Here is a 25,229-nt window from a genome sequence, read left to right as displayed (position 1 = left end):
GCATATATGCCGTCATCACTTGGTTTTGCCGCCCGATCAAGTGACTGCGAAGGAGGCTTGTGCGTTAGATGATGGCCGCGCAGCCAAAAGGCCAAGAGCTGTTTGGCGAAGGAGTAAAAAGGACGAGCGGGGGCGAAGCGCGCAGGTACAACATGCTTGCGGCCAGGCTCATCTCAGAGATGGTCAAGGGGCTGCTTGGTCCCCGGGGCATGGACAAGGTGTTCGTCGACATCATGGGAGAGGTGACGCTGACAAAGGACGGCGCGACGCTCCTGCGCAAGATTGACGTCGAGCACCCGGCGGCAAAGGTGCTCATCGAGGCTTCAACCGCAGTCGACAACGCGGTGGGCGACGGCACCACTTCTGTGGTTGTCCTTGCGGGCGCCCTTGTGGCAAGGGCAGAGGAGCTTCTCGAGCTTGGCGTTCTCCCTGCAACCATCTCTGACGGCTACCGCCGGGCCCTTGCCACCGCGATGGACGCCCTCTTGTCGCACGCGATAAAGCACGCAAATAATTCTGACAGAAAGACGATGGAGCGCCTCGCCACGACGTGCCTGGAGTCAAAGGCGATTTCGTCCTGCATGGAAAAGGAGCGCATCGCAAGGCTGGTGGTTGACGCAGTAATGGCAGTTGTTTCCGATCCTGCATCCGGCAGGCTGGAAATCGACGACGTCAAGATGGAGCAAAAGCCCGGCAGCGTACAAGACACGCAGCTTGTCGCCGGCATCGTCATCGACAAGACTGTCGACAGCTCGTCGATGCCCAAGTCAATTGACAATGCAAAAATCCTGCTCATCGACTATGACCTTGACAGCAAAAAGAACACGCGCGCCGACGCGGAGATCGGGATCACGCTCCCTGCGCAGATCAGGGCGTACCTTGACGAGCAGGCCTTTGAGCTGCGACGAAAGGTGCAGACCATAATCGACTCGGGCGCAAACGTCGTGATATCGCGCGGAGGCATCAACACGCTTGCGCAGACCATGCTTGCGCATGCCGGCATCATGTCTGTGCGCAGGGTAAAGGAAAACGACCTGTGGTGGCTGGAAAAAGCCACGGGCGCAAAAATAACAAGAGACCTTGACAGCATTTCACAGTCTGACCTTGGCTACGCTGGCAGAGTCTGCGAAAGGTTTGTGGGCGATGACAGGATGGTCTTTGTGGAAGAATGCAGAAACCCGCGCTCTGTCACAATACTCCTGCGCGCCGGCTCTGCCAAGGTTCTTGACGAGTTCCACCGCTCCATCCTTGACGCACTGAACGTTCTGCGCGACTTTGTCGCAAGCCCGTCCGTGGTTGCAGGTGGAGGCGCCGCAGAGGCCCTTGCCGCAAGGGCAGTGAGGGAAAGCGCCCTGACAGTGGAGGGCAGGGAGCAGCTTGCGATCCTAAAGTTTGCAGACGCGCTTGAAGAGATCCCGCTGACAATTGCGGCAAACGCCGGCATGGATGTCATTGACGTGCAGGCGCAGCTGCGCGCTGCCGGCACCAAGGAAAAAGGAAAGGGAGGCGGCTGGTGCGGCATAAACGCGCTGGAGCGCAGGGTGCAGGACATGCTTGCGCTTGGCGTCATAGAGCCACTTGCAGTCAAGGAGCAGGTGATGACTGCAGCAGCCGAAGTTGCCGACCTGCTCTTGCGCGTCGATGATGTGGTGATGGCCAAGCCTGCCTACTATACCCACACTCACTCTGACGGCACGACTCATTCGCACCGCGGCGGCAAGCAGGTGCACGACCACTTTGACAAGCTGGGCAAGCAGCAGCGCCCCATGCACCACTACTATTAGGAAGAAGAAGGAAGAATATTCTTTCTAGCCTCTTTCAGAAGAAGCCCTACAGGATCAGAGTCGGGCGCCTTGGAAAACACGTACTTTTCGTCTCTATACATGCCCATCCGTGCGATCTCTTTTCTTCTTCTGGCAAGCTTGACAATAACCGGTTCAAGTGTCATGCAATTGTAGATGCACAGCTTAGTAATAAATTTTAGCTAAAAAGTATTACTCTTTTTAAACTTTTAAATTGCTTGCCACTATATTAAAAGCACTTGTCAAAGCGCCATTCGCACAAGCACCGGAAAAAAGAGCCAGTCGAGCGCATCAGCATGTCCCTCTCGCCAGACCTGCTGTCGGAATTTGACAAGTCTATGAAGAGCGCCGGTTTTTCAGACAGGTCCAAGGCCATACAGACTGCTCTGCACTCGTTTATAGCCCAGTATGACTGGGACAAGGGCGAAGACAGCCGCAACGGCGCAGGCGCGATAATGATGCTGTACGACAACCATGCGTACAACCACGATTCAGAGTCTACGCACGTACAGCACCACTACAGCGATATCATCAGCGCCTCGACCCATCTGCACCTTGACCACGACAACTGCCTCGAGACGGTGATGGTGAAGGGAGAAATAAGGCGGATAAAGGAGCTTGCCAAAAAGCTGTCTGAAAACCGCGGGATAAAAAGCCTGAAAGTGCATTTTGTCTCGGTTGTCTGAAACGACAAAACACATGGTTTGGGCACCGATAAGGCTTCACATTTTGACATTTTATGTTGATTGATGCATTGTGAAATGCTACTTGCTGGCATAGATATGCTCGGGTGATCCTCTGATCTTTTTACACTTTATATCTAGTAATACTTTTATGGTAAAACTTATTACTACAAATAATCCTTCTTGTCATAATGGGAGACAGCAAAGACATTTTTGTCGATATGGTGGCGGAGCCCGCAAAAAGGAGAAAGGAAATTCGAAAACACGTAATACGGGTTGTTCTTATAATATTTAGAACATCGCAACATCTTCCGATGAGGATCGAAAGTTTGAAAAAATACCTTGTTGATGCTCCTTTTGTGTTGTTTTCTGGGCGCACAAAAGGTAGATATGATTGGATATCTATTCAGTCGTTTGAATCAGAGGAAATAGCCGATGAAGAGAGTGACATCTGCAGAAACCTGTTTGGAGATATTATTCAATCCTACGAAGTATATGATTTTAGTTCTCTGAAAGATCCTTCGTTTCATTCGCCTGCCTATACAAAGACTACAAGAAGTTCCACGATGAATGGATTTCGCCGCTCCTTCCAAGATAAGTAGAGACACATGTATTGTTAGATACGTGTGATAATGTGTTGTAGCATAGAGTAGCATACTATTCGTTTTCGATTTTTCTATCTTCCGGATGATCGCATATAATACACACATGGACACGCACAGGCTCTACCGTACACCTAGGTTCGTCTGAAGGCAAGAAAATGAGTTGAAGGTCATCTTCTATACTGTTGACGAGACTGGTTGTCGAAGCATGGAAGAGATAGTATGCTATCACAGAGTTTAGTAGGAGCACTTGTTGGCGAATTGGTACCTCTTATCAAGACGTTATGTTGTGTAGAAATATATCCAAATACCATTACAATCAGCGTGATCGACGCGATGATTATTATCAGGACACGGATAGCCTTTTTGCTTTTGTCGAGCATCAATTTCCATACATTCTCTTTTCGTATTACTTATTTCAAGTAAAGTAATACTAGTTGACATAGGCTTGCGTTCCTAAAAAATATGTCGGTAATTGGTACGTTAACTTATCATCTACTAATAAAATTATGAAGTGGAAGTGTAGCCAACGATAAGTTAACAGTACCGTTTTTTGTACACTGTTAAGTTGGCTGCTGATTTCCATCTTTTCTGCCAGGCGTTAACTTGCGGGTGATATTGTGCGACGTACAGGTGTTCACCATGCCAAAAAACCATCCGTAACTTAACATCCGAATAAAAAGGGCAAAATGCGCAGCCAACTTAACAGTGTAGTTTTTTGCATTATTGTTTCCAGAATCCATATCGTGCTTGCCGCCCTTCCACACAAATCGTCTGTTTTTCAGTGCGAGTATTTAGCCGATGTCGGCAGAATCCTGTTGTGTATTCTACACATTCGTTTCCAAGTGAACTTGGGTAGTTTACTGATAATTGTAGAAACTTTTTATCTTACCTCGCGCAACAGTTGGGATGAATATGGTATTACGCAAATACAATACAGTAATACTAGTTTCTGTGGAGGCGTTTGCAGTTGGCAAACGCTAAAGCAATAGGGATAATTGCGGCCATTGTGGTCGTGGCGGCGATAATTGGGGTGGCCGCCATGTCTGCGGGCGCAAACCCTGTCCCTACCCCTGCCAGCGTGGAGAGCGAAAAGCTGGCAGTTGTCACGTCTGTGGCGCCGATAACAAACATCGTCAGAAATGTTGGAGGCGACAGGATACAGCTCACCGGCCTTGTGCCGGAAGGCGTGAATTCCCATACTTTTGAGCTTGCGCCCTCAGACTCGATCGCCGTCGGAAAAGCCGACCTCGTCATCATAAACGGCCTCCATCTGGAGACCGACATCGAAAGGGTGGCACAAGCTGCCGGCAAGCCAGACCTCCAGATTTTGAGGCTGGCGGACAGCACCATAACCCGCGACCAGTGGGTCTTTGACTTTAGCTTCCCTGAAGAGGGCGGCGATCCTAACCCGCACCTGTGGCTCAACGTCGCCCACGCCATAAAGTACGCGCAGCTTGTGCGCGACAAGCTGGTGGAGATGGACCCTGGCAATGCAGACTATTACAGGGCCAACGCGGACAGGTACCTTGCGCTGCTCCAGAGGCTTGACCAGGGCATCATGGCGTCTGTACAGACGATCCCTGCCGAGCAACGCAAGCTTCTCACGTACCACGACTCGTGGGCCTATTTTGCGCCCCGCTACGGCATGAAGGTGATAGGGGCAGTGCAGCCGTCAGACTTTGGCGAGCCGACTCCGCAGGAGGTGGCAAGCATAATCGACCAGATACGCCAGGAAAAAGTGCCGGCAATATTTGCTTCCGAGGTGTTCCAGAGCAAGGTGGTCGACCAGATAGCAAAGGAAGCCAACGTCCAGGTCGTAGAAACGCTGCGGGACGACGCGCTGCCGGGCAACGCCGGCGAGCCCGGACACACCTACGTTGGCATGATGCTTGAAAACATGCGCAACATGATAGTCCCACTTGGCGGAAACGTCGACGCGCTTTCAGACATAGATCCTGCTGATACGTATACGGGGGATTTGTGACAGGAATGAAGGCGGCCGGCGCAGTCACGCTCGGGGAAGTAACCTACGGCTACTCTTACAACCGGCCGGTGATAGAGGGCGTCAACCTGAGCATAGCCGCAGGGAGCTTTGTCGGCATCCTGGGGCCAAGCGGCTCGGGCAAGACTACGCTTTTGAAGGTGATAGCCGGCCTTGTCAAGCCGTGGCACGGCTCTGTGGACCTAGAAAGGGGGCGCAAAATAGGGTACGTGCCGCAGGTGGAAAGCGTTGACTGGAATTTCCCGGTCACCGTCAAGGAGGTCGTGTCGATGGGCGTGTGGAATAGCTCGGGCAGGGGCCCGTGGATAGGAAGCGCCGCCGGCGAGGCGATAATGCGCGTACTTGAAAGCCTCGGCATAGGCGATTACGCGTCGCGGCAGATAAGCGAGCTTTCCGGGGGCGAGCAGCAGCGCGTCTTTCTTGCAAGGGCGATGATCCGCTCCCCTGACGTACTCGTGCTTGACGAGCCGACCTCCGGCGTCGACCACGCCACCCGGGAGGCGATACTTGGCGTGCTTGGCGAGCTGAACCAAAAGGGCGTCACGGTGATCCTCACCACGCACGACATTTCGGGCGTGGCGCGCCGGCTCCCGTGGGTCGTGTGCATGAACAGGCGCATAATATCGCAGGGGCGGCCCGCCGACATACTGACCAACGAAAACCTGCTTGCAACCTACGGGCTGGTGGTGGACACGGAGGGGGGACGCTGACGATGATGGACCTTCTGCTGCAGCCGTTCCAATACGAGTTTTTCACGCGGGGGATACTGGTCGCCATAATGGTCGGGGGCTCCTGCGGGCTCCTTGGGGTCTACATAATCCTGCGCGGCATGAGCTACATCGGGCATGGCATGTCGCACGCGGTGTTTGGCGGCGCCGTCGTGAGCTATATCCTGAGCTTTAACATGTACATTGGGGCCGCCCTGTGGGGGTTCCTCTCGGCGTTTGCGATAAACGAGATAAGCCGCAGGAGCAAGATCAAGGCCGACGCGGCGATAGGCGTCGTCACCACAGCCGGCTTTGCAGTCGGCGTGCTCTTGATAAGCACCACCCGGAGCTTTACACGCGACTTTGAATCGATACTCTTTGGCAACATACTTGGGATAACCGGCCAGGATGTGGCCATGATAGCAATAGCCACTGCCGCAACGGCGCTGTTCATCACGTTCTTCCACAAGCGCCTGCTCTTTACGCTCTTTGATAAGGACACGGCCCGGGTCTATGGAATCCGGGTGGAAACAGTGGAGCTGGCGTTTTCGTTCATCCTTGCCACGGTCGTGATCGCGTCAATGTCTGCAATAGGCGTGACCTTGCTTGCGGCCGCCATAGTTGCGCCGGCCATCTCTGCAAGGATGCTGACAAACAACTTTCAAAAGATGCTTGCACTTTCTACCGCGATAGGCGCGGCTACTGCCTTTGCCGGCATGTATTCCAGCTTTTTCCTCGACTCAGCGTCAGGCGCTACGATTGTGCTGTTTGGAGCGGCCGCATTTGGCATATCTGCGCTGTACTCGTTTCTGCGCAAAAAGTACCACATGCACTCACATGGGGTGGTGGTGCACGTACACGCACACGCGCATGAAAAGGATCACAGGCACGCGCACTGAGAATTATTATTAGCCTTGATGATTGGCTGCCATTACGTAGCTTGACACGGACATGGGCTCTTGCAAAGTCACCCATTCCCTTTTCCCGTCAACTATGGCGTCAAACGTGACAATCCTCAAAGTTTCCGGGACGCCTATCATGACTTGGCCTGGCGAAAGGAGCGACTTGGCGTCCTTTTCGATCTCGGCCGCCTTCTTCTTGGCGCGCATCTGGTTTGCAACAAAATACGCGTACAGCAAAAATGCCTCGTTTACGTTCAGCTTCAGGTTTTTGTCAATCTTGTCCTTTACCATCTCTATCGAATGCTGCAGGATGACTTCGTCCGTAGAATCGATGTACTGAAAAAATTTGGCAAGGGGGGCCGCGTCAGGCTCGCCCTTTGCAACTGCCTTGATGTAGATCATCTGCTACCTCTTTACCTTTGGGCCGTAGTTCAGGGGCGGCCTCTTTGGCACCTTGGCCTTGGGTCCGTTGCCAAAGTCGTACGTGTGGCCTTTTCCGCGGTAGAGGTTTGGCCTCACCGGGGTCCCTTCCGTCTTGCCCTTCTTTGTCAGCGACAGGCCGGCAAGCAACTCGACAATGAGCCTGTTGGCAAGGCCGGACGTGATGCCACCATTGTACGAGCTTCCGTCGCTTACGTCATAGTTTGGCGCGACTTCGACAAGGTCAAACGCAAACCTGTCCGGGTCAAATGACGTCGAAAGCAGGCGCATGAGGCGCATGCCTTCTCTGGAAGTCAGGCCGTTTGGCTCCGGCTCGCCTGTTCCCGGCGCATACGCGGGGTCAAACGTGTCAATGTCCCAGCTGATGTAGACTGCGTCGACGTTGTCGTTTGCCCTGTCTGCTGCCTCTTTTGCTATCTTGTCGATTCCAAGTTCTTCAACGTCGAGCATAGTGAACCACTGAAAGTCCTGGTCGGCCATCCACTTGTAGAGGTCCGGCCCCGGCCAGTAGCCCCTCGGGCCGATGAGGGTGTAGTTCTTGCCCTTGAGGCACCCAAGCTCCATTATCCTGCGGATGTGGGCGCCGTGGTCGTACTTGAAGCCTGTCAGGCCCTGCGGCGCGCAGTCGGCATGGGTGTCGATGTGGATCATGCCGATGTTCTTGTATTTTTTTGCAAAGGCGCGCACGTTGGCAAACGTAATTGAATGATCTCCGCCAAGCATCACCGGGATGCCGTCGATGTCAAGCACCTCCTTCACCTTCTCTGTCATGCGCCTGTGCGACTCTACCACGTCGCCGGGCGATATGTTGACGTCGCCATAGTCGACTGTCCTGAACACGCCAAACGGGTCGACGCCTGTCTCTATGTTAAAGTGCTCGTACGGCGGGGACGGGACGGTCGAGGCCGCGCGGATTGCCCTTGGGCCGTACCTTGCTCCCGGGCGGATGGTGGTGCCAAAGTCGAACGGCTCTCCTATGATGGCCACGTCCGGCCTGACTTTTTCCAGCTCTGCCTTGCTCCTTAGCCAGGGCAGCTTTAGGAAGGTTGGTATGCCTACAAAAATCGGCTCGTCATTTCCCTTGTACGAATCACCGTAAAATTCCATTCCCATGCCTTTTCAGCACCTGTAAGTAATTAGTAAGTATTTCTTAAATATTGCTAAGTAATCTACGTGCCACTTTTTGCGCACGAGCGCGCCAAAGAACGTAATCTACGTGCGTGTGTCTTACTGCACGTGCCTTGAAAGGATGCTCCTCGCATAGTCGGTGACGTCAAGGCCGCTCTCCTCTGCCTTTGCGTTGAGCTTTTCCCACAGCTGCTTGTCGGATTTTTTCCTCGGGTCGAACACAAGGCGGACAGTCAGCAGGCCCTTTGGCGCCCCGCGCTTTACCCCTGCTTCGGCCATCTCTTCCTGCAGCCTGCCCTCCTGCGCCGCGACTACCAGTTTCTCTTGCACAGTCTTTGGCTTTCTTGCTATCCTGATGGCCTCGTACGAAGTTATCCTGCCCTGGTCGATGTTGTCCTGCAGCACCTGCGGCAATGATAATATGCTGAGCCACTCGCTCACCGTGCTCTTTGGCAGGCCGTACTTTGCCGCTACACCTGTAATGCCTGCTTTTGTGGTGTCGACGAGCCTCTTGACCATCCTTGCCTTTTCAAGCGGCGACAGGTCTTTTCTTATGAGGTTCTCAAAGAGCGACGCGGCTTCTGCCTCTGCGCCCTCCAGCTCAGTGACGACGGCGGGTATCTGGGTCTCGCCCTTGGCGCTGAGCGCGAAAAAGCGCCTGCGCCCTATCAGCAGCTTGTAGCGCCTGCTCTTGTCGTCAAAGCGCACGACGACCGGCTGCAGCAGGTCAAACTTTGACAAGTGCTCCTTGATGAGCCTGTCCTTGTCGTCCTCCCCGAAAGAGTGGTCCTTCCTGACGTTTTCCTCGGCTATGTCTATCATGTTGACAGGGATGTTCTTGACCTGCATCGCAAAAGTATTAGTAATCTACGTATTTATAAATTATCCTGCAAAACGCCTTCAATAATGAAGATCCCGGATACTTTTTCCTACCAGTTGTAGTCTACGCATCATGCTGCAAGGCTAGATACGTAGTTTACAGTTTTTATCTCAATGCTTATATCATTCGCAGGCACCCATCAAGCATGAAAGGAAGCACGTCCCGAGTCATCCGGGCAACGGCCGGCGCGGACAAGACTTTGATGAAGACTACCTTCCTTAGCTATTATATCTCCATGTACAACACCGTAAACGAAAAGGTTGGCTACCAGAACGCTCCTGTGACCGTCGACGAGATCTATGACTTTCTCCAGGACCTGAAGCACGAGGCAGGCGAGCCAATCCCAGACATCGCCAAAGAAGACATCAGTTTTTCCTTCCACGTTCTGAAAATGCTGGGCATCTGCAAGAGTGCCTAGTGGTGGACGTACGCGCGCGTTCGACAGTCGAACTTTTTATCTTAGCAAGTTTTATATATTTACTAAATATATAAGATAAGGGTATGGCTGGGCTGGACGGGTTTGGAATAGCTATTACGGCATTCCTTGTGCTGTCGCTTGTCGTTGGCACGCTGACATCAAGGCTTGTAAAGAAAAGTAGCAAGAGGTACATGGTCGCCGGAAAAAGTCTCCCTCTGTTCTTTGTGGGAACGATGCTTGCCGCGCAGTCAATCGATGGCAACTCGTCGCTTGGAAACGTGTCTTTGGTGTACCAGTTTGGATTCTGGGCCGGCGCCGCAATCCCGATAGGCTTGGGCATATGCCTCATACTCACAGGGACCATTTACGGCAAGAGGCTGAACAAGATGGCTCTTTTGACGTTGCCTGACTTTTACTACCGGCGCTTTGGCAACGGCGCCGAAGGCATTTCAGGCGTGCTCATGATGATAAGCTTCATCGTGCTTGTCGCCGGCAACTTTGCAGCAAGCGGCTTTATTCTGCAATCTGTCTTTGGAATCGACCTTTTCTGGGGCATGCTTATCGCCGCGCTAATAGTCTTGGTCTACACGTACGCAGGCGGCCTCTTTTCGTCTGCCTATACGGACATTTTCCAGATATATCTTGCAATAGGCGCGTTCTGGGCGGCGTTCCTGTTCTTTGCAGGCGGTTTTTACGGCGTCGACTTTGGCACCATACTTGGCAACGCGCCGCCCGCGTACCTTGATTTGTCAGGGCTCACTGACCCGGCAAACGGCGCGTACGTCAACTGGGCAAGCATAATGGCGCTTGGCCTCGGCGACATCGTGGCGCTGGACTTTATGGAGCGGGTTTTTGCGGCAAGGGACGGCAGGACGGCGCAGCGCGGCGCGTTCATGGGCGCCGGCCTCACCCTGTTTACGGTCATCCCGACCAGCATGATGGGCATAATCGCGCTCTTTGTGCTTCCAAACATCGCAGATCCGTTTACGGCCTACCCGGAGCTTGCGATAAACCACATGCCGTTTCCGATAGGGGCCGCGCTCATGATGGGCGTGCTTGGCGCGTCGATGTCTACTGCCAACGGCGGGCTCCTTGCGATATCATCGGTCATGTCAAGGAACATCATCCAGCGCGACATCCTGCGCAGGATGCTGAAACGTTCTGGCATGGAGGACAAAAAACTGCTCATGACCACGCGCCTCTTTACGGTACCGATGATGGTTGCGGCGTTTATCCTCGGATACCTGCTCCCGCAGCCGGGAATCTACCTCGTGCTTGCGTTTGACATCGTGTTTGCCGGCGCCTGGGCCCCGCTCACACTTGGGCTGTTCTGGAAAAAGGCCAACATGCCTGCTGCGATCACGTCGCTCATCGTGGGCTCTGCCATCAGGCTCCTGTTGTTCCTGACTATTCCTGCAGAGTACGCGGGCCTTGACACGATGATACCTCCGCCCATATCGTTTGCAGCGTTTATCATAGTCGCGCTTGCGACGCAGAAAAGATACCCCGGGGAGCAGAGGCACGGCGTCATCGAATATGTCCCACCAGAAGAGGATGTCGTCAGGGGCGAGGACCTGAAGGGCTACATGGAGCCAGTGGGGAGGTAGGGCAGGGTTCAAAACCTCTTCTTTTTTATAAAAAGGTTATTTAGATGCAAGAGGGCTTGAATCTTCTGTATGCCTAGCCAAGGATATGCCACGATAGGCCTAAAGCCAGCCATCTTGGCGAAGCTGCAACAGATAACGGACGAGTACTATCCAGGTATGTTCCTCCCTAGCGCTCTCATCATCCTTATGAACGAGATAAAGCGCGGCTACTACACGGTGGACACGTGCGCCATAAAGGAGGATTTCGGCGGCCGCTATACGTCGCTTACCATCAGGTCAGACGTCAAGGCATGGCTTGACGAGAACTTTGAAAAATACAAGGAAGAGTACAACCGCAGGTACCGCGCAAACAGCTTTACCCAGTTTGCCAGCTACTTTATGCTCAACATGTTCGAGTCAAAAGCCAAGTCGCAGAATTTCATCGTCAAGCTGAAAGAATCGGATTTCCGGTGGCTGGAGGAAGAGTACCAGAAGCGCAAGCAGGAATACCGCCAGAAATATTCCGTGTTTACGTTTGACCAGTTTGCCGACATTTTCCTGAAGGATCTGCTCGACCGGGTCAGCGAGGCCAAGCGGGTCCTGAGCTTGTAGTCGTATGCGTGCGTAGTTTACAAATCTCGCTTGGTACGCCTTGTTGTAATAAATATATTGTTTATGAGCTTGTGGTGTGATAATTCTTCTACTTTACAAATAATAATACAGAATTTCCGTAGCATAATATTTGCGGTTTCTCATATTATCCTACAATCAGGGTTTATATGCAAAAGGCCGCATTGAAAGCGTATGCTCGAGGAAGCGATCACAGTTGCAGCGATAATCGGGGGAAGCGCCGCCGCCGTCTGGTACGCCAAGAACAAGTTCCAGCCGGGCATAGAGCGCGACCTTGAAAGGATCGAAAGCACGACGTACGAAAGGCCAGAATCACGACACAAGACGCACAAGTAGCAGCATAAATTTTTTTTTCTTGCGTTTTTCATTTTTCACGGCAACATTGAAAAGCAAGAGCCGCCTATCTTTGTGGTGCTCTTTAACGTCAAGCCTCTCAAGGACGTTTTGCAGGTAAAATCCGAGATCGAAAAGATAATCGCGCGGCAAAAGCGCGGGAGCGAGGACGACCTGTCGGCCTTCCGGGGTGAAATCGACGAGCTGGTTTCGGCACTGACTGAATTTTATCCCGAATGGAAAAAACTCCCGGCGCTATTCCGGGTCGCAAGGGTCAAGAACGGCGGCACCACCGACATTGTTGCCGTATACAGAGAAAACCTGCTTCTCCCTGATGTCAAGCATGACCTTGATCTGATACTGAATATGCTGAATCACATGCGCAAGGAAAAAGGCCTGCCGGAGGTCAAGATGCCGCTGTTTGTGCAGCCGGACGAGATGGCCCTTGCGCGCAAGGAGGGCAAAAGCGACGTTGCGCCAGGCGAGATCGCATCGCAGATGGCAGTCGTGTTCCAAAAGGGCGCGCTGATGTGGATCGGTTTCGTGTTTGGGCGCGACTATGTGCTCCTGCGGGGTTGACGATGGTAATGATAATTGTGATGCGTAATCTACAGCTAAACAGGCAAGACTTTTCTAGGCGATCTCGAAATAACAATTGTCATCATCATGACCGGCGCAGCAGACGTCTCGGTGAAAAAGATCCTCGTCCCTGTTGACGGATCGCCTGTTTCCAGCAAGGCCGCGCAATATGCAGTACACATTGCAAAGGTGGAGGGTGCCAAGCTGGTCATCATGCACGTCGTCGAAAATGTCAAGCAGGGAGGCGCCATAGGCCTCCAGGCCCGGTACGGCAACGTCCGGCTCGTCGAGGGCTTTCGGAGAGCAAGGATAAAGTCCGCTGAGCGGTGGATGTCTGATATAGTAGACGATGCCGCCAAGCAGAACGTTAGCGCCAAAGCCGAAATACTGCCTGACGACGGTACCCACGAAGTGGGCGTGATAACAGAATATGCCAAGAAAAATAACGTGGATCTTATCGTCATGGGCTCAAGGGGCCAGTCCACGTTCAAGAAACTCTTGGTTGGAAGCGTCACAAACGCCGTGATAAACCACTCACCCTGCCCCGTTCTTGTGGTGCGCTAGGCCCTTTCTCCTCATCCACTCGATTTTGCCTTGTCGCGCACCTGTACAGCCGCTAATTCCCTGCTTGCCACAGGCAATCGACGATTATCCGTAAACTACTTTGCCTATTCCTCGATTGTTTTCATAAAATTACGTAGTATACTTATAAAAAAGTATTATATAAATACGTCAATCTTGTAATTGTCATATGTTGTCAGGAGAAACCGAGAAAAACAATTCCATCATTTCAGATGAGAAGCTCCCCCCGCCATCGCTGTTCATGGACACGCGGCTTCCGTATAACATGGAAAACGTCGTACCCATGCTTTTGAGGATAATGGTCGCAAAGGGCATGCTTTCACTCAATGATGCAAAGCACATCATGAAGAGCGGCGAGTCTTACCTCCACTGATGCTGCAAAAGCCTGCTTTGTGCAAGCCCCGGAATTGTTCGGCAAACTAATCTCTGGTATTTCGTAACCAACGCAGGACTTTTATGTGATGAATGGGATACTTTGCCGTACATAGCCTTCCAATGTCCGGGTCCGTCGTAACTTTTCTAACTGAAACTTCGTTGCAAGAAATGCAAAATGTTTTCCTTTTGATAGAGCATGCCAACAAAGTCATTTACGACTACTTTGGCGTTGCTTCTTCTTTTGACATACTGATCTGCAGGGGAACCTGGGAAATGGAGGTACAGGTTGTGGCAAGAAAAGAAGGGTCCAACCTGTCCCTGCCGGCTGGAGCAAAACTCGTTGGGATAACCGACTACCGGCTGCGAGAAATCGTGATCAGGTTCGATGCGGCAAAATTCGGCCATTATCTACACGAATTAATTCACAGCATCATCAGCAAAAGCCTCCCTCACCAGCTCAGGGAGGGCTTGGCATGGTACTTTACGTACAAGTTAACCGAAAAGCACCGGTATGCGATGGCCTGGCCTCCATACTGGGTGGAAGAGCTCTATGTCAATCCTGTCCGGCGGCTGGCAAAGATGGTAGGTGGCAATGACAATGATGATGACTTTCTAAAGGACCTGGCGACCGGAAAAGCAACCATCGAGTACGCATTGCTGCCCGAGGACATTGCAGATCTATTCCTGCCAGAAGAGCTCTTTTATGCAAAAAAACGTTATGGAAAATAGAATAAATCATATAGGATATAGAAAAAATACTTCTATTAATATAAATTTTATGTAGCTAGAAATTCCTGTAAACTTTTTCAGAAATGATGTTTACTATATCATAATTTTCAAAATTTATGGTACAGCAAGCAAAAGATAAGTAGCATCGAAAAAGTATTATCACAATGGAATTTATCGATTCGAGTGTTGTCGAGCAAATTGAGATGAAGATGATCCGGCCGTCCCAGTTTGCAATCCGTGACACATTTCAGAAAGACGATCCAGATTTCGAGACGCTGGTTAACAGTATCCGCGAGCACGGCCTGCTGCAGCCGATACTCATCAGGCCGCTCACTGTCGGCTTTGAAATAGTGGCGGGCCACAGGAGGTTCCATGCCTGCAAGAACCTGCGATGGCGATTCATTCCAGCAAAAATAAGAGAGCTAACAGACAAGCAATCATACGAAATCCAGCTCACTGAAAATGTCCAGAGAAAATCGATGGATCCTCTGGAAGAGGCAGAAGCGTTCCGGAGATACATAGTGGATTTTGGGTGGGGAGGTGTGACAGAGCTTGCAAAAAAGATAGGCAAAAGCGAGGAATACGTCTCGCACCACATGCAGCTGCTGAGGCTCCCTGACGAGATCAAGGAAAAGATAGCGAACAGATCCATCAATGTCAGCCAGGCGATCGAGATAGCCCAGATCTCGCATGAAAAGCAGTCCATGATAGTGGAGCACATCATGAACAACGACCTGACGGTAAGGCAGATCCGTGAACTGAAGAACGCTCTGAATCAGGAAAGTCACGATGATCTTGTCGTCGCGGCAAAGTCGAGGGCGCCAGTCATAGCACGCAAGACGTACCTGACCCTAAAGATCGCGCTGAACAGGATAGACAACCTCATAAACGAAGTCCACAGCACCGTCGAGCCGGACCAGCGAGCCGAAATTATCAACTTTTTGATGGGGGTCCGGCTGAAAGTTCATTCGCTGATAGATGACAGCATACGCTTCAAGAACAGCAGCGCAAAACAGCACAGAAGCTAGATAGCTTCCTTTTGCTACCTATTATCTATCTGGGTAGAAATGGCGGTATCCATTCGTCAAGGAATCTTTTGTATTCCTTGCTGGTGTATGCAAGCGAGTGGAAGGAAGGGTCCTTCACGGGCATAAAGTCGTACACCTGGTAGGATTGTATGATGTCGCCAAAAAGGTTCCTGTAGATATCGCTCTCCTCGTCGGCCATCTCCTCGGATGGAAACGCCTGGACGCATATCCAGTCATACCCTCCCCTTGTGCGGCCCGAGAACAGCACAAAGGGCGCGTCGGCTACGTACTTTTTCAACCCTTCCAGCCTTTTTGGAAGGTGCTGCGAGGTCTTGAATGTTGCCAGCACGACCCTGATGACCCTGCGCCTCAGCTTTCTAGTGTCCACTGATATAGTGTAGCCGGTTATGACGCCGTCATTTTCGAGCTTGGTTATTCTCGACTCGATCTCCTCTATCGGGACGTCGTGGCCATGCCCTTTTAAAAAGTCCCAGATCTCCAGAGGGTCTTGCTTTGCATTCCTGCTCAGCGCCGAGAGGAGCAGCTCGTCAATGTCGTCGGGCATCAAGTGGGGTTATCAGGGTTTGTATATAGGTGTTTTCAAGTAATTTTGAAAATTATCTTGTCAGTTATACGTTTATTACAACGTATGTTAGGCAGGCGCCCTAACCTTATACACCTTTAAATTTTTGTTGACATTCTTACGGGCATGGAAGTAGTCCTCTCCGAAGGTCTGGGATACTTTATCCTCCTTGGAGTGGGACTGGTCATGGCGCTTGCAGTTATCCTGCTGGTAAGGGTGGAGACCAAATGGCTTGGCACCAAGAAGACCTTTGAATGGTTCTCAACTGCTGGAAGGTCCGTAAAGGTCGGGCTGATAGCGTCGTCGGTGGTGTCGGCATGGACATGGGCGGCAACTCTCCTCCAGTCCTCCACAGTTGCCTACCAGTTTGGAGTCAGCGGGCCGTTCTGGTACGCGGCAGGGGCCAGCATACAGGTGGTCCTGTTTGCAATTCTTGCCACAGAGCTCAAGCGCAAGGCCCCCTCGTCCCACACCTTTCCGGAGATAATCTACGCTCGGTTTGGCAAGGGCTCCCACAAGGTGTTCCTCTTCTTTGCGCTAATGACCAACACAGTTGTCACCGCGATGCTTGTCCTAGGAGGGGCCGCAGCTCTAAGCTCGCTGACCGGGATAAACATCTCGCTTGCCGCCTTTCTCATCCCTATAGGCGTGATAATCTACACGTTCTCTGGAGGGCTCAAGGCGACCTTTCTTGCAGAGTACATGAACACGGTTTTCCTCTTTATCGTCGTGCTGGTCTTTGTCACGGCAGTGTACTTTATCGATCCCAAGATAGGCGGGATTTCTGGCATGTTTGAAAAGCTGAGCACCGCCGCGGCGCTTCGCCCGGTTGAAGGCAACGCGACAGGTTCGTACCTGACGCTGGCGTCTACTGGCGCACTGATATTTGGCGTGATAAACATAGCAGGAAACTTCGGGACCGTTTTTGTGGATCAGGCATACTGGCAGCGCGCAATAGCTGCAGGGCCGCGCTCTGCATTCAAGGGCTTCCTTGCAGGCGGCCTCGCATGGTTTGCCATACCGTTTACCCTTGCCACGACGCTTGGGCTTGCCGCAGTCGCGGTCAACGTGCAGCTCACTCCAGAAGAGATCAGTATGGGGCTGGTGGCTCCCACGGCTGCCTCGCACGTCCTTGGAGAACTTGGAGCCATACTCATGCTCACCATACTGTTCACGGCCGTCACTGCGGCCGGCTCTGCAGAGCTTGTCGCGGTCTCGTCGCTCGTCACGTACGACGTTTACAGGACCTACCTAAAGCCGTCGGCAAGCGGCAGGGAGCTGATGCGCATTTCGCGCTATTCGATAGTGGCCTTTGGCATCGGCATGGGGGTGCTGGCGCTGGTGCTTCTCCAGATCGGAGTCAGCCTCCAGTACGTCTACCTTGCGATGGGAGTCCTGATAGGTTCCGCTGTGGTCCCAGTCACGCTTGTCCTGTGGAAAAAGACAAACAGGGTTGCTGCCACGGCCGGCGCCTTGGCCGGCCTTGTCTGCGGCGTGAGCGTGTGGGTGGGAACCGCGTACGTGCTCTATGGCGAAATATCGGTCCACTCTACCGGACATGACATACCTCTGCTTGCAGGCAACCTTTCGTCCATATTTGTCGGGGCGGCCGTCGCCCTGATAGGGAGTACCATCAGGCCAAGCAACTTTGACCTGAGCCTCATGAAGCAAAAGATACTGGTTGTCGACGGAAAGATCAAGGGGTTGTTTGAAAGCGAAAACGAGGAATACCTGAAGAAATCTCTCAAGGTTGGCTACAAAGCCGCCATTGCCCTCACGCTCGTTCTGGTCGTGGCCTGGCCGATGCCGCTTTACCTTTCCGGCTATGTCTTTACCGAAACAACCTACACTATATGGGTTGGAATTGCAGTGGCGTGGGCAGGATCTGCAGCAGCAGTTATCATATTCCTGCCTTTGATCGAGGCCCGAGTCGGGATCACCAAGGTCCTGCACATCATGGGCCAAAAGACAAACGCAATTGCCACGCAGGACATGGAAGGACCTCCAAAGCCGGCTGCCACTTCTGACGAGCTGTACTATGCCAAAAGGATCCTCGTACCGATAGATGGGTCGGGGCAGTCGCTGCGCGCGCTCAACTATGCAACAAACATCTACGGCATAAACGAGGCAAAGATATACCTGCTCTACGTTATCGAATGGCCGGAAGAAGAAAGCGACGAGTCAGTCGATGAGGAACTGACCTCCAGGATGGAAAAGGAGGGGAGGATCCTGCTCAACAGCGTAATAGTCCCGCGCAGGGCAGGAGAATATGTGAGGATTGTAAAGATGGGAGACCCTGCCTCCAAGATCGTTGAAGTTGCAGAAAAAATCGGGGCAAGCATGATCGTGATGGGGATTAACGGAATCAACAACAGAGCAGCAGAGATGGGGAGCGTGACCCGAAAGGTGCTAAAGACTTCGTCAACGCCTGTGGTGCTGATGAAGTGATGATGACGATGACGATAATGATGATGGTGATGCCGCTGTAGTAGTATAACCGGTAAGGCAGCATATTCGCCGTGATTGGAGGGGCCTGCCGATCTCGTGCCTGCTTACTTGCCTGTCTAGAAACTTTTGCCGACGTCGACTAAATTTTTTATCTAGATGATTGCGACTCTTGCGATCGCTTTGGGTTATTCTGCATTAATAAATTCATCTTGCTTACAAATTGTTAAACCGCACTCCTCGCACTGGAAATCAATGGCTATCCCAACATACTCTACTGGAAATCCCGCGATGGATTTCTTCTTCATACTCTTCAACGGGATCGCGGAAGTGCCGCTTTTCAGCTCTCCGATAACCGGCATACTGATTCTGGCAGGTGTGTTTCTGGCATCGCGCAAGGCAGGCGGAATGATGGTGCTGTCAGGCCTTATCGGAGCAGGAATAGCGATAATGGCCGGCGCGTCGTACGACCTTGTGACATTCGGCCTGTTCGGCTACAACTCTATACTCACGGGCATGGCGTTCTGGTCTGGGCCGTTTGTCAAGGCCAACAAGGCCACCTTCTTTATCTCCGTCTTTGGCGCTGCCATCACCGCATTTACGTGGATGGCATTTGCGCACCTGATGGGAGACATGTTCGTACTGAACGGCATCGCCAATTCCTGGGCGATACCGGGCTTTACGTCGTCGTTCATCTTTACCACGTGGGCCATGATGTATGCGTCCAAGAGGTTTGGCCACGACATATGGCCGGCTCCGGCCCCGCCGCCCAAAGAGGAGCTGATAAAAGAAAGCGGCAACCCTAACACAAGCAACAGCTTCAAGTGGACAGCAAAGGAGTTCATGATAGCGACCCTGAAGGGCGTATCGCAGGTCACCTTTGTCGAAAACTGGAAGACGGGCGTGTTCTGGGTCGTCGGTCTGACGCTTGCGTTCGAGCTTGCCCCGTTCATCAGCGGTGTGCAGGACAGGCCGTGGTGGACCAACGGTTACACGTCGCAGTGGGACGAGTTTTCGCCGCTGTACCTGGCCGGGCTGATGGCCCTCCTTGGCTCGGGCATTGGCGCGGCAATGGCCATACTGACAAAGCTGCCCACCGCAGAGACAAGGATGGGGTTGCACGGATTCAATCAGGTGCTGGTGATGATAGCGCTGACAAGCTTTGTTCCCCTGACGCCGCAGTCTTTTATGATGGCCGTGTTTGCAACGGTAGGCTGCTCCTTCCTGATGCCGGGCCTTCAAAGGTTCTTCGGCCAGTGGGGCCTGCCGGCGCTTACGGGCCCGTTCGTCTTTACTGCGTGGGTATTCCTCCTTGCGACTTCGGGGTTCCTGAACATTCCCGCCGGGATAGGGTGGTCAAGGCCATGAGAGGAATCCCGGCTCAGAAATTTTTTCGCCGACATACGCGCGCGTGTATATCCCTATCTCTCTGTGTGTGTGGAAATGAAAAATGAACCCGCAAACATTTGACAGGTTCACAAAACGGTACAAGGGAAAACTGCCGGGCATGTCAGACTCGGAAAGGGTGAGAACCTACATGGCTTGGTGCAAGGAGAACCATCTGGAAGAAGTCGTCTTGCGGCTGAGTTCCGAGAGCAAGGGCGGCTGGTCAAAGAACTTTACGCTCGACTTTACCACCGAGCGGGTTATCGTGTCCAAGAAAAGCTTCCTGGCAAAATTCGCCGACCTTGGGTACGTGGCCGGGCTTGCGCCGTACCCGTACCTGCTGACCATGAATAATAATAATGATGGTGGCAAAGACGACACTTCAAAGATCCGAAAGCAGGCAAACTTTACTCCTGAAGACCTTCTCCGGAGCGAGAACTTTGGCTACTCCATCTGGTACTCGGACATGCGCGAGTTTACCCTCCGCAAGGGGTGGGAAACTATGGTGACAAACATGATGGGGCGGGCCATAGTCTCAAACTTTCTGACCATCAAGACGACGGACGGCAAGACCTACGATTTCACGCTGCCAGTGAACAAGAACGGGCTGTACGAGTCTGTCTTTTTCTGGCTTGGAGTTGCCCTTCCAATAAGGATAGCAGAAAAGTAAAGACGATACTCTAAAAAAATTCAGTCGACGTCGGCTAAATTGCGGCTCGTCCGCCCGGCGCGTTTTTCCGGCGTGCTCATGGCTGTATTTATTGAGCTAGTTAGTTTCTAAATCTAAAATAGTTCACTACTCTATCGGACTCTGAGGTCATGCAAACAAAATGATGCTTGCACCAAGAGAGATGGAAAAGATGTGGATCTGGACGGCTGCCCAGATCGCTGAAGGGAGGAAAAAGCGAGGTATAAAACTGAATTACCCAGAGACGGTGGCTTATATAGCCAACTATGTCGTGGAGGGCGCAAGAGAAGGAAAAACCGTCGCACAGCTGATGCAGTCTGCCAGAACCATCCTGAAGAAAAACGACGTTATGTCCGGAGTGCCGGACATGATTCACACGGTCCAAGTGGAAGCGACTTTTCCAGACGGCACAAAGCTGGTCACCGTGCATGATCCAGTACAATAGGAGTGGGTGAAGAAAACAAATGGTAAAACAAAAAAAAGAAGAAGCCAAAAGAAAATCATCAAAAAAAAGGAGGTCGCTAGGCCAATGATGCCCGGTGAATACGTTCTGGCCTCTGAACCGGTGATGTGCAACACAAACAGAAAGACGGTAAAGATCACCGTGAAGAACAAGGGGGACAGGCCTTGCCAGATAGGTTCGCATACGCATTTCTTTGAAGTAAACAGGGCACTTGACTTTCCGCGGGAAAAGGCGTTCGGCTACAGGCTCAACATACCGGCCGGCACTTCGATAAGGTTCGAGCCGGGGGACAGCAAAGAGGTGGAGCTGTGTGAAATAGGAGGCGCCAGGGTCTGCTTCGGGTTCAACGGCCTGACCATGGGCAGCCTGAACTCGAGCATGGTCATGCGCGCAGCCGTCGAAAAAGCCCAGAAGCAGGGCTTTAACGGAGCTTAGGAGCGGAGAAGAAAATGGTCCTGAAATTAACCCGCAAACAATACACCGACCTGTTCGGGCCGACCACCGGCGACAAGGTGAGGCTTGGAGACACGGACCTCATGATACAGATAGAAAAAGATCTTATCACGCCTGGAGACGAGTGTGTCTTTGGCGGAGGCAAGACGCTCAGAGACGGCCTTGCCCAGACGCCCGGTGTCACGAACAAGAATGGCGCCTTGGACTTTGTCATAACAAACGCGGTCATCCTGGATCCCGTGCTTGGGATAGTCAAGGCTGATATTGGCATCAAGGACGGCAAGATAGCAGGGGTTGGAAAGGCCGGCAACCCGCTCACAATGGACGGGGTTAACCCGAACATGGTGGTGTCGGCCTGCACGGAAGCGACCGCCGGCGAGCATACGATATGCACGCCCGGCCACTTTGACACGCACATACACATGATCGCCCCGCAGCAGTACATAGACGGCATCAGCAACGGCATCTGCAACATGATAGGCGGAGGAACCGGGCCTGCGGACGGCACAAACGCGACAACGTGCACGCCCGGCGTGTACAACATAAGCAGGATGATGGAAGCAGTCGAGGACACTCCAATGAACTGGGGCTTTTTGGGCAAAGGAAACGACTCGCATCCGACGCTGGCGACCCAGCTTGAGCAGATTGACGCGGGCGTCTGCGGCCTGAAGGATCACGAGGACTGGGGCACCACCGCGGCCGTTCTGGACGCCTCGCTCAGGGCGGCGGACCTTACGGACACGCAGGTCGCAATCCACACCGACTCTATAAACGAGTGCGCGTACGTCGAGGATACCATCAACGCTATAGACGGCAGGGTGGTCCACACGTACCACACGGAAGGGGCCGGCGGGGGACACGCGCCGGACATCATGAAGATCGCCGGAGAGATGTTTGCGCTGCCGTCGTCGACCAACCCGACAAGACCCTACACCAAGAACACCGTGGACGAGCACCTGGACATGCTGATGTTCTGTCACCACCTGAACCCTGCAGTCGCTGAAGACGTGGCGTTTGCCGAGTCCAGGATCAGGGCGGAAACCATCGCAGCAGAGGACGTCCTGCACGACGAGGGTGTGCTTTCCATGTACTCGTCAGACAGCCAGGCGATGGGGAGGATAGGCGAGGTGGTCATCCGCGCGTGGCAGACTGCAGACAAGATGAAGAAGATGAAGGGCAAGCTAGAGCAGGATGCAAGCGACAACGACAATTTCCGGGCAAAGAGGTACATCGCCAAGACCACGATAAACCCCGCCATAACGCACGGCGTCTCGGAGTACCTTGGATCGCTTGAAGTGGGCAAGTACGCGGACATTGTGATGTATCCAATGTCGTTCTTCCCCGCCAAGCCCAAGATGGTTCTGAAAGGAGGCTTTATTGCATGGTCGATAATGGGCGACCCCAACGCGTCGCTCCCGACCCCTGAGCCGGTCTACTACAGACCGATGTTTGGCGCCATGGGCAAGGCAGTCCACAAGACGAGCTACACCTTCACGTCCAAGAGGGCGATGGAGCTGGGCGTCCCGCAAAAGCTGGGCCTGGAAAAAATCTGCCTGCCTGTCAAAAACTGCAGGAACATCAGCAAGAAGAACATGATGTGGAACGACGCGACACCCAAGATAACCATCGACCCAGAGACGTACGAGGTCAAGCTGGACGGCAAGATCGCAACCGTGGGGCCTGCGGAGGAGCTGTCGCTGGCGCAGAGGTACTTCATGGCCTAGAAGAAGAGGATAAAGTGGGCCTGCGCCCACTCCCTTCAATTTCTTTTCAATCCTTGCCTGAAATGCGCAATTTTTTGCATACATGCGCAATATACCTTTATCTCGACCGAAATGCAAACGGCTGCCAATATGTCCGCACCTAATTATGGAGTCTGGCGTCCAATAGCAGAGCACGTGGAGTACAACGCTCTGGAATCAAATTCAAGCGCGGTCATGGCGGTGGCCGACTGCGTGAGGACGACTCTGGGCCCAAAGGGCCTGGACAAGCTGCTTATAGACCAGGCCATGAACAGGCACGTTTCAAACGACGGCGTCACCATCCTGCTCTCGCTCAAGGCCATCCACCCCGTTGCAAGAATGATAGTGGAGATAGCAGAGAGGCAGGAGCAGCTGGTCGGGGACGGGACGACCACGGCAGTGGTAATGTCTGCAGAGATGATAAAGGAAGGCAAGCGGCTCATAAAGGAGCTTGGGGTCCACCCGACCAAGGTGGTCGAGGGCATCGAAAGCGGCGTCAGGCATGCCTGCCAGCTTCTTGAGGAGGATGCCAAGTCCATATCCATCAACGATCGCGAGCTGGAGCACGTGGTGACGACCTCGCTCTCCTCGAAACTGGACGGCGCCCGGCTCGCCAAGATGGTCATCACCGCCCTCCGGACAGTGGGCGAAAACGCCAAGTACAACGGCGAGTACGACTTTGGCAAGGCCATCATGGTGCTTCGCAAGACCAGCATGGACGACCAGGTGGTCAACGGAATAGTGCTTGAACGAAAGAGGCTCGACCCGGAGGTCCCGCAGGAAGTGAGGGGCGCAAGGATTCTGATCACAAAGATGGACCTAAAGCCCGTCAAGGAGTCGTGGATCAAGGAGAACAAGAACTACCAAGAGATCCTGCTCATGGAAAACGACAGGATGGCCAAGTCCCGGGAAATGGTCGACGCAATGCTCAAGACCGGCGCCAACGCGATCCTGATCGCGTCGCCGGAGGTGGACCAGGCCGTCGAGGACATGCTTGTGGCAAGGGGCGTCTTTGCAGCAAGGGTAGCCACGGAGGAGATCGACCACCTGACAAGGTACACCGGCGCCAAGCCCGCAAGGGTGGCCGACGACCTGAAAAAGCACGACATCCTGGGCAGGGCCGAGCGGATCTACGAAGACGAGGACAACGGCATCGTATACATCGAAGGCGGCGCCGGCAAAAACATGGTGACCATAGTGGTCTCGGGAACGACCAAAGAGACGTCGCTTGAGAGATGGCGGGCGGCAATTGACGGCGTAAACGCGGCCGAGGCGGCCCTTAACACGGGCGTGGTCCCGGGAGGAGGCGCTGCGGAGCTGCACATAATGGACAAGGTCAAGAACGCGAGGCTCAAGGGGCTTGAGCAGGTGGGCCTCGAAGTGGTAGCCGCCGCGCTGGAAAGCATAATGCGGCAGATACTGACCAACGCAGGATTTAACGGGCTTGAAAGGGTCATGACCGCCAAGACCTCTCCACCCGGCTACGGCATCGACATCAACTCTGGCGAGCCGGTGGACATGTGGAACATCGGGGTCATAGATCCGCTCATGGTCAAGACCATGGCGTTAAAGGCCGCCGGCGAGATAGCCAAGTCGGTCCTGCGCATAGACAGGAACCTTGCGGCCGAGGACCTGAGCCCGCAGGCAATGACGGAAACAAAGAGGTGACGCTGATAAAATTGCAAATCCGGCACTGCGTCGAGGAAGCAAACGTGGGAGAAGACATGAAGGTGATAGATCCCACGCAGGTAAGGCACGTCACGGTGTTTGCTGGCAAGATAGACTCGATGTCGGGGCTTGTCGACCCTGCCTCGCACCTGAATCTTGACTTTCAAGATCACAGGGTCACGACCTGCATCATAGCAGAAAAATTTGAAAAAGGCGCCCGCGTAAAAATGGACGACAGCGGCATGATCTTTGCTACGGTTGACAGGTCGGCCTACAAGCACTATGGAACAGTCGACTATACCAAGAGGCTGGCAGACATGATAAGAGTCGTAAATAAAGACGCCATAATTGCAGAATCAAAGAAGAAAAAGAAGGGGTTGCCTGAATAAAA

Annotated in this window: 28 protein-coding genes; 23 read left to right on the top strand and 5 right to left on the bottom strand. The window is 53.1% G+C overall.

What is annotated here, in order from left to right; genetic code table 11:
- Positions 1-68: 68 nt before the first annotated feature.
- On the top strand, positions 69-1,784 hold the full coding sequence (gene thsA, locus NVIE_RS07275; RefSeq protein WP_075054680.1) for a thermosome subunit alpha: 1,716 nt from the start codon (positions 69-71) through the stop codon (positions 1,782-1,784).
- Here the strand turns inward: thsA and NVIE_RS15370 are convergent.
- Positions 1,781-1,948, bottom strand: coding sequence for a hypothetical protein (locus tag NVIE_RS15370; RefSeq protein WP_158435133.1), 168 nt, complete (start codon positions 1,946-1,948; stop codon positions 1,781-1,783). The genes thsA and NVIE_RS15370 overlap by 4 nt on opposite strands.
- Before the next feature lie 93 nt (positions 1,949-2,041).
- Between NVIE_RS15370 and nikR the strand changes: the two genes are divergently transcribed.
- The 5 genes from nikR to NVIE_RS07250 all read left to right on the top strand — a co-directional run bounded on the left by nikR (position 2,042) and on the right by NVIE_RS07250 (position 6,698).
- Positions 2,042-2,488, top strand: a complete 447-nt coding sequence (nikR, locus tag NVIE_RS07270) for a nickel-responsive transcriptional regulator NikR (protein ID WP_084790686.1) — start codon at positions 2,042-2,044, stop codon at positions 2,486-2,488.
- A 188-nt stretch (positions 2,489-2,676) separates the two neighbouring features.
- A complete protein-coding gene (locus NVIE_RS07265) occupies positions 2,677-3,087 on the top strand; it encodes a hypothetical protein (protein ID WP_075054679.1) in 411 nt (136 codons plus the stop codon).
- A gap of 970 nt (positions 3,088-4,057) precedes the next feature.
- Positions 4,058-5,074 carry a metal ABC transporter substrate-binding protein gene (locus NVIE_RS07260; RefSeq protein WP_227717282.1) on the top strand — a complete coding sequence of 339 codons (1,017 nt, stop codon included), beginning with the start codon at positions 4,058-4,060 and terminating at the stop codon, positions 5,072-5,074.
- A gap of 5 nt (positions 5,075-5,079) precedes the next feature.
- Positions 5,080-5,802 carry a metal ABC transporter ATP-binding protein gene (locus NVIE_RS07255; RefSeq protein WP_075054678.1) on the top strand — a complete coding sequence of 241 codons (723 nt, stop codon included), beginning with the start codon at positions 5,080-5,082 and terminating at the stop codon, positions 5,800-5,802.
- Positions 5,803-5,804: 2 nt separating this feature from the next.
- The gene (locus tag NVIE_RS07250) at positions 5,805-6,698 is read left to right on the top strand and encodes a metal ABC transporter permease (RefSeq protein WP_227717281.1); all 894 of its coding nucleotides are present in this window, start codon (positions 5,805-5,807) and stop codon (positions 6,696-6,698) included.
- A 9-nt stretch (positions 6,699-6,707) separates the two neighbouring features.
- On the opposite strand, the gene NVIE_RS07245 is transcribed toward NVIE_RS07250, so the two are convergent.
- From NVIE_RS07245 to NVIE_RS07235, 3 genes are all read right to left on the bottom strand, one after another.
- Entirely contained in the window at positions 6,708-7,103 is a 396-nt protein-coding gene (locus NVIE_RS07245) for an urease subunit gamma (RefSeq protein ID WP_075054677.1), read from the bottom strand.
- Positions 7,104-7,106: 3 nt separating this feature from the next.
- A complete protein-coding gene (locus NVIE_RS07240; protein WP_084790685.1) occupies positions 7,107-8,255 on the bottom strand; it encodes an agmatinase family protein in 1,149 nt (382 codons plus the stop codon).
- Positions 8,256-8,369: 114 nt separating this feature from the next.
- Positions 8,370-9,119, bottom strand: coding sequence for a ParB/RepB/Spo0J family partition protein (locus NVIE_RS07235; RefSeq protein WP_075054675.1), 750 nt, complete (start codon positions 9,117-9,119; stop codon positions 8,370-8,372).
- A 176-nt stretch (positions 9,120-9,295) separates the two neighbouring features.
- On the opposite strand from NVIE_RS07235, the gene NVIE_RS07230 reads away from it, so the two are divergent.
- From NVIE_RS07230 to NVIE_RS07195, 9 genes are all read left to right on the top strand, one after another.
- Positions 9,296-9,568 carry a hypothetical protein gene (locus NVIE_RS07230; RefSeq protein WP_075054674.1) on the top strand — a complete coding sequence of 91 codons (273 nt, stop codon included), beginning with the start codon at positions 9,296-9,298 and terminating at the stop codon, positions 9,566-9,568.
- An 83-nt stretch (positions 9,569-9,651) separates the two neighbouring features.
- Positions 9,652-11,175: a sodium:solute symporter family protein gene (locus NVIE_RS07225; protein WP_075054673.1), complete on the top strand. Its 1,524-nt coding sequence runs from the start codon at positions 9,652-9,654 to the stop codon at positions 11,173-11,175.
- A gap of 69 nt (positions 11,176-11,244) precedes the next feature.
- Positions 11,245-11,766 (top strand): hypothetical protein, encoded by a 522-nt coding sequence (locus NVIE_RS07220; protein ID WP_075054672.1) that lies wholly within the window; start codon positions 11,245-11,247, stop codon positions 11,764-11,766.
- Positions 11,767-11,958: 192 nt separating this feature from the next.
- On the top strand, positions 11,959-12,120 hold the full coding sequence (locus NVIE_RS15365; protein ID WP_158435132.1) for a hypothetical protein: 162 nt from the start codon (positions 11,959-11,961) through the stop codon (positions 12,118-12,120).
- Between the two features lie 72 nt (positions 12,121-12,192).
- Positions 12,193-12,696 carry a hypothetical protein gene (locus NVIE_RS07215; RefSeq protein WP_075054671.1) on the top strand — a complete coding sequence of 168 codons (504 nt, stop codon included), beginning with the start codon at positions 12,193-12,195 and terminating at the stop codon, positions 12,694-12,696.
- 87 nt (positions 12,697-12,783) lie between these two features.
- A complete protein-coding gene (locus NVIE_RS07210; protein ID WP_075054670.1) occupies positions 12,784-13,260 on the top strand; it encodes a universal stress protein in 477 nt (158 codons plus the stop codon).
- Positions 13,261-13,447: 187 nt separating this feature from the next.
- Positions 13,448-13,651 (top strand): hypothetical protein, encoded by a 204-nt coding sequence (locus tag NVIE_RS07205; RefSeq protein ID WP_075054669.1) that lies wholly within the window; start codon positions 13,448-13,450, stop codon positions 13,649-13,651.
- 170 nt (positions 13,652-13,821) lie between these two features.
- On the top strand, positions 13,822-14,382 hold the full coding sequence (locus NVIE_RS07200) for a hypothetical protein (protein ID WP_144239555.1): 561 nt from the start codon (positions 13,822-13,824) through the stop codon (positions 14,380-14,382).
- A gap of 164 nt (positions 14,383-14,546) precedes the next feature.
- Positions 14,547-15,410, top strand: a complete 864-nt coding sequence (locus NVIE_RS07195) for a ParB/RepB/Spo0J family partition protein (protein WP_075054667.1) — start codon at positions 14,547-14,549, stop codon at positions 15,408-15,410.
- Positions 15,411-15,435: 25 nt separating this feature from the next.
- Here NVIE_RS07195 and NVIE_RS07190 read toward each other — a convergent pair whose 3' ends face one another.
- A complete protein-coding gene (locus NVIE_RS07190; RefSeq protein WP_075056067.1) occupies positions 15,436-15,975 on the bottom strand; it encodes an Lrp/AsnC family transcriptional regulator in 540 nt (179 codons plus the stop codon).
- A gap of 144 nt (positions 15,976-16,119) precedes the next feature.
- Here NVIE_RS07190 and NVIE_RS07185 point away from each other — a divergent pair, with 144 nt between their 5' ends.
- The 8 genes from NVIE_RS07185 to NVIE_RS07150 all read left to right on the top strand — a co-directional run bounded on the left by NVIE_RS07185 (position 16,120) and on the right by NVIE_RS07150 (position 25,227).
- A complete protein-coding gene (locus NVIE_RS07185; RefSeq protein WP_075054666.1) occupies positions 16,120-18,441 on the top strand; it encodes a sodium:solute symporter family transporter in 2,322 nt (773 codons plus the stop codon).
- Between the two features lie 252 nt (positions 18,442-18,693).
- Positions 18,694-19,806 carry an urea transporter gene (locus tag NVIE_RS07180; RefSeq protein WP_158435131.1) on the top strand — a complete coding sequence of 371 codons (1,113 nt, stop codon included), beginning with the start codon at positions 18,694-18,696 and terminating at the stop codon, positions 19,804-19,806.
- A gap of 82 nt (positions 19,807-19,888) precedes the next feature.
- Positions 19,889-20,494 carry a hypothetical protein gene (locus NVIE_RS07175; protein WP_075054664.1) on the top strand — a complete coding sequence of 202 codons (606 nt, stop codon included), beginning with the start codon at positions 19,889-19,891 and terminating at the stop codon, positions 20,492-20,494.
- Positions 20,495-20,654: 160 nt separating this feature from the next.
- A complete protein-coding gene (locus NVIE_RS07170; protein WP_075054663.1) occupies positions 20,655-20,957 on the top strand; it encodes an urease subunit gamma in 303 nt (100 codons plus the stop codon).
- A gap of 84 nt (positions 20,958-21,041) precedes the next feature.
- Positions 21,042-21,410 carry an urease subunit beta gene (locus tag NVIE_RS07165; protein WP_075056066.1) on the top strand — a complete coding sequence of 123 codons (369 nt, stop codon included), beginning with the start codon at positions 21,042-21,044 and terminating at the stop codon, positions 21,408-21,410.
- A gap of 14 nt (positions 21,411-21,424) precedes the next feature.
- The gene (gene ureC, locus NVIE_RS07160) at positions 21,425-23,152 is read left to right on the top strand and encodes an urease subunit alpha (RefSeq protein ID WP_075054662.1); all 1,728 of its coding nucleotides are present in this window, start codon (positions 21,425-21,427) and stop codon (positions 23,150-23,152) included.
- Positions 23,153-23,281: 129 nt separating this feature from the next.
- Positions 23,282-24,838, top strand: coding sequence for a TCP-1/cpn60 chaperonin family protein (locus tag NVIE_RS07155; protein WP_158435130.1), 1,557 nt, complete (start codon positions 23,282-23,284; stop codon positions 24,836-24,838).
- Positions 24,835-25,227, top strand: coding sequence for a hypothetical protein (locus NVIE_RS07150; protein WP_075054660.1), 393 nt, complete (start codon positions 24,835-24,837; stop codon positions 25,225-25,227). Before NVIE_RS07155 ends, NVIE_RS07150 begins: the two co-directional genes overlap by 4 nt.
- Positions 25,228-25,229 lie beyond the last annotated feature (2 nt).

This window comes from Nitrososphaera viennensis EN76, assembly GCF_000698785.1.
GTDB lineage: Archaea > Thermoproteota > Nitrososphaeria > Nitrososphaerales > Nitrososphaeraceae > Nitrososphaera > Nitrososphaera viennensis.
Note: the sequence above shows the minus strand (reverse complement) of the source record. Positions and strands in the feature narration are given on the sequence as shown.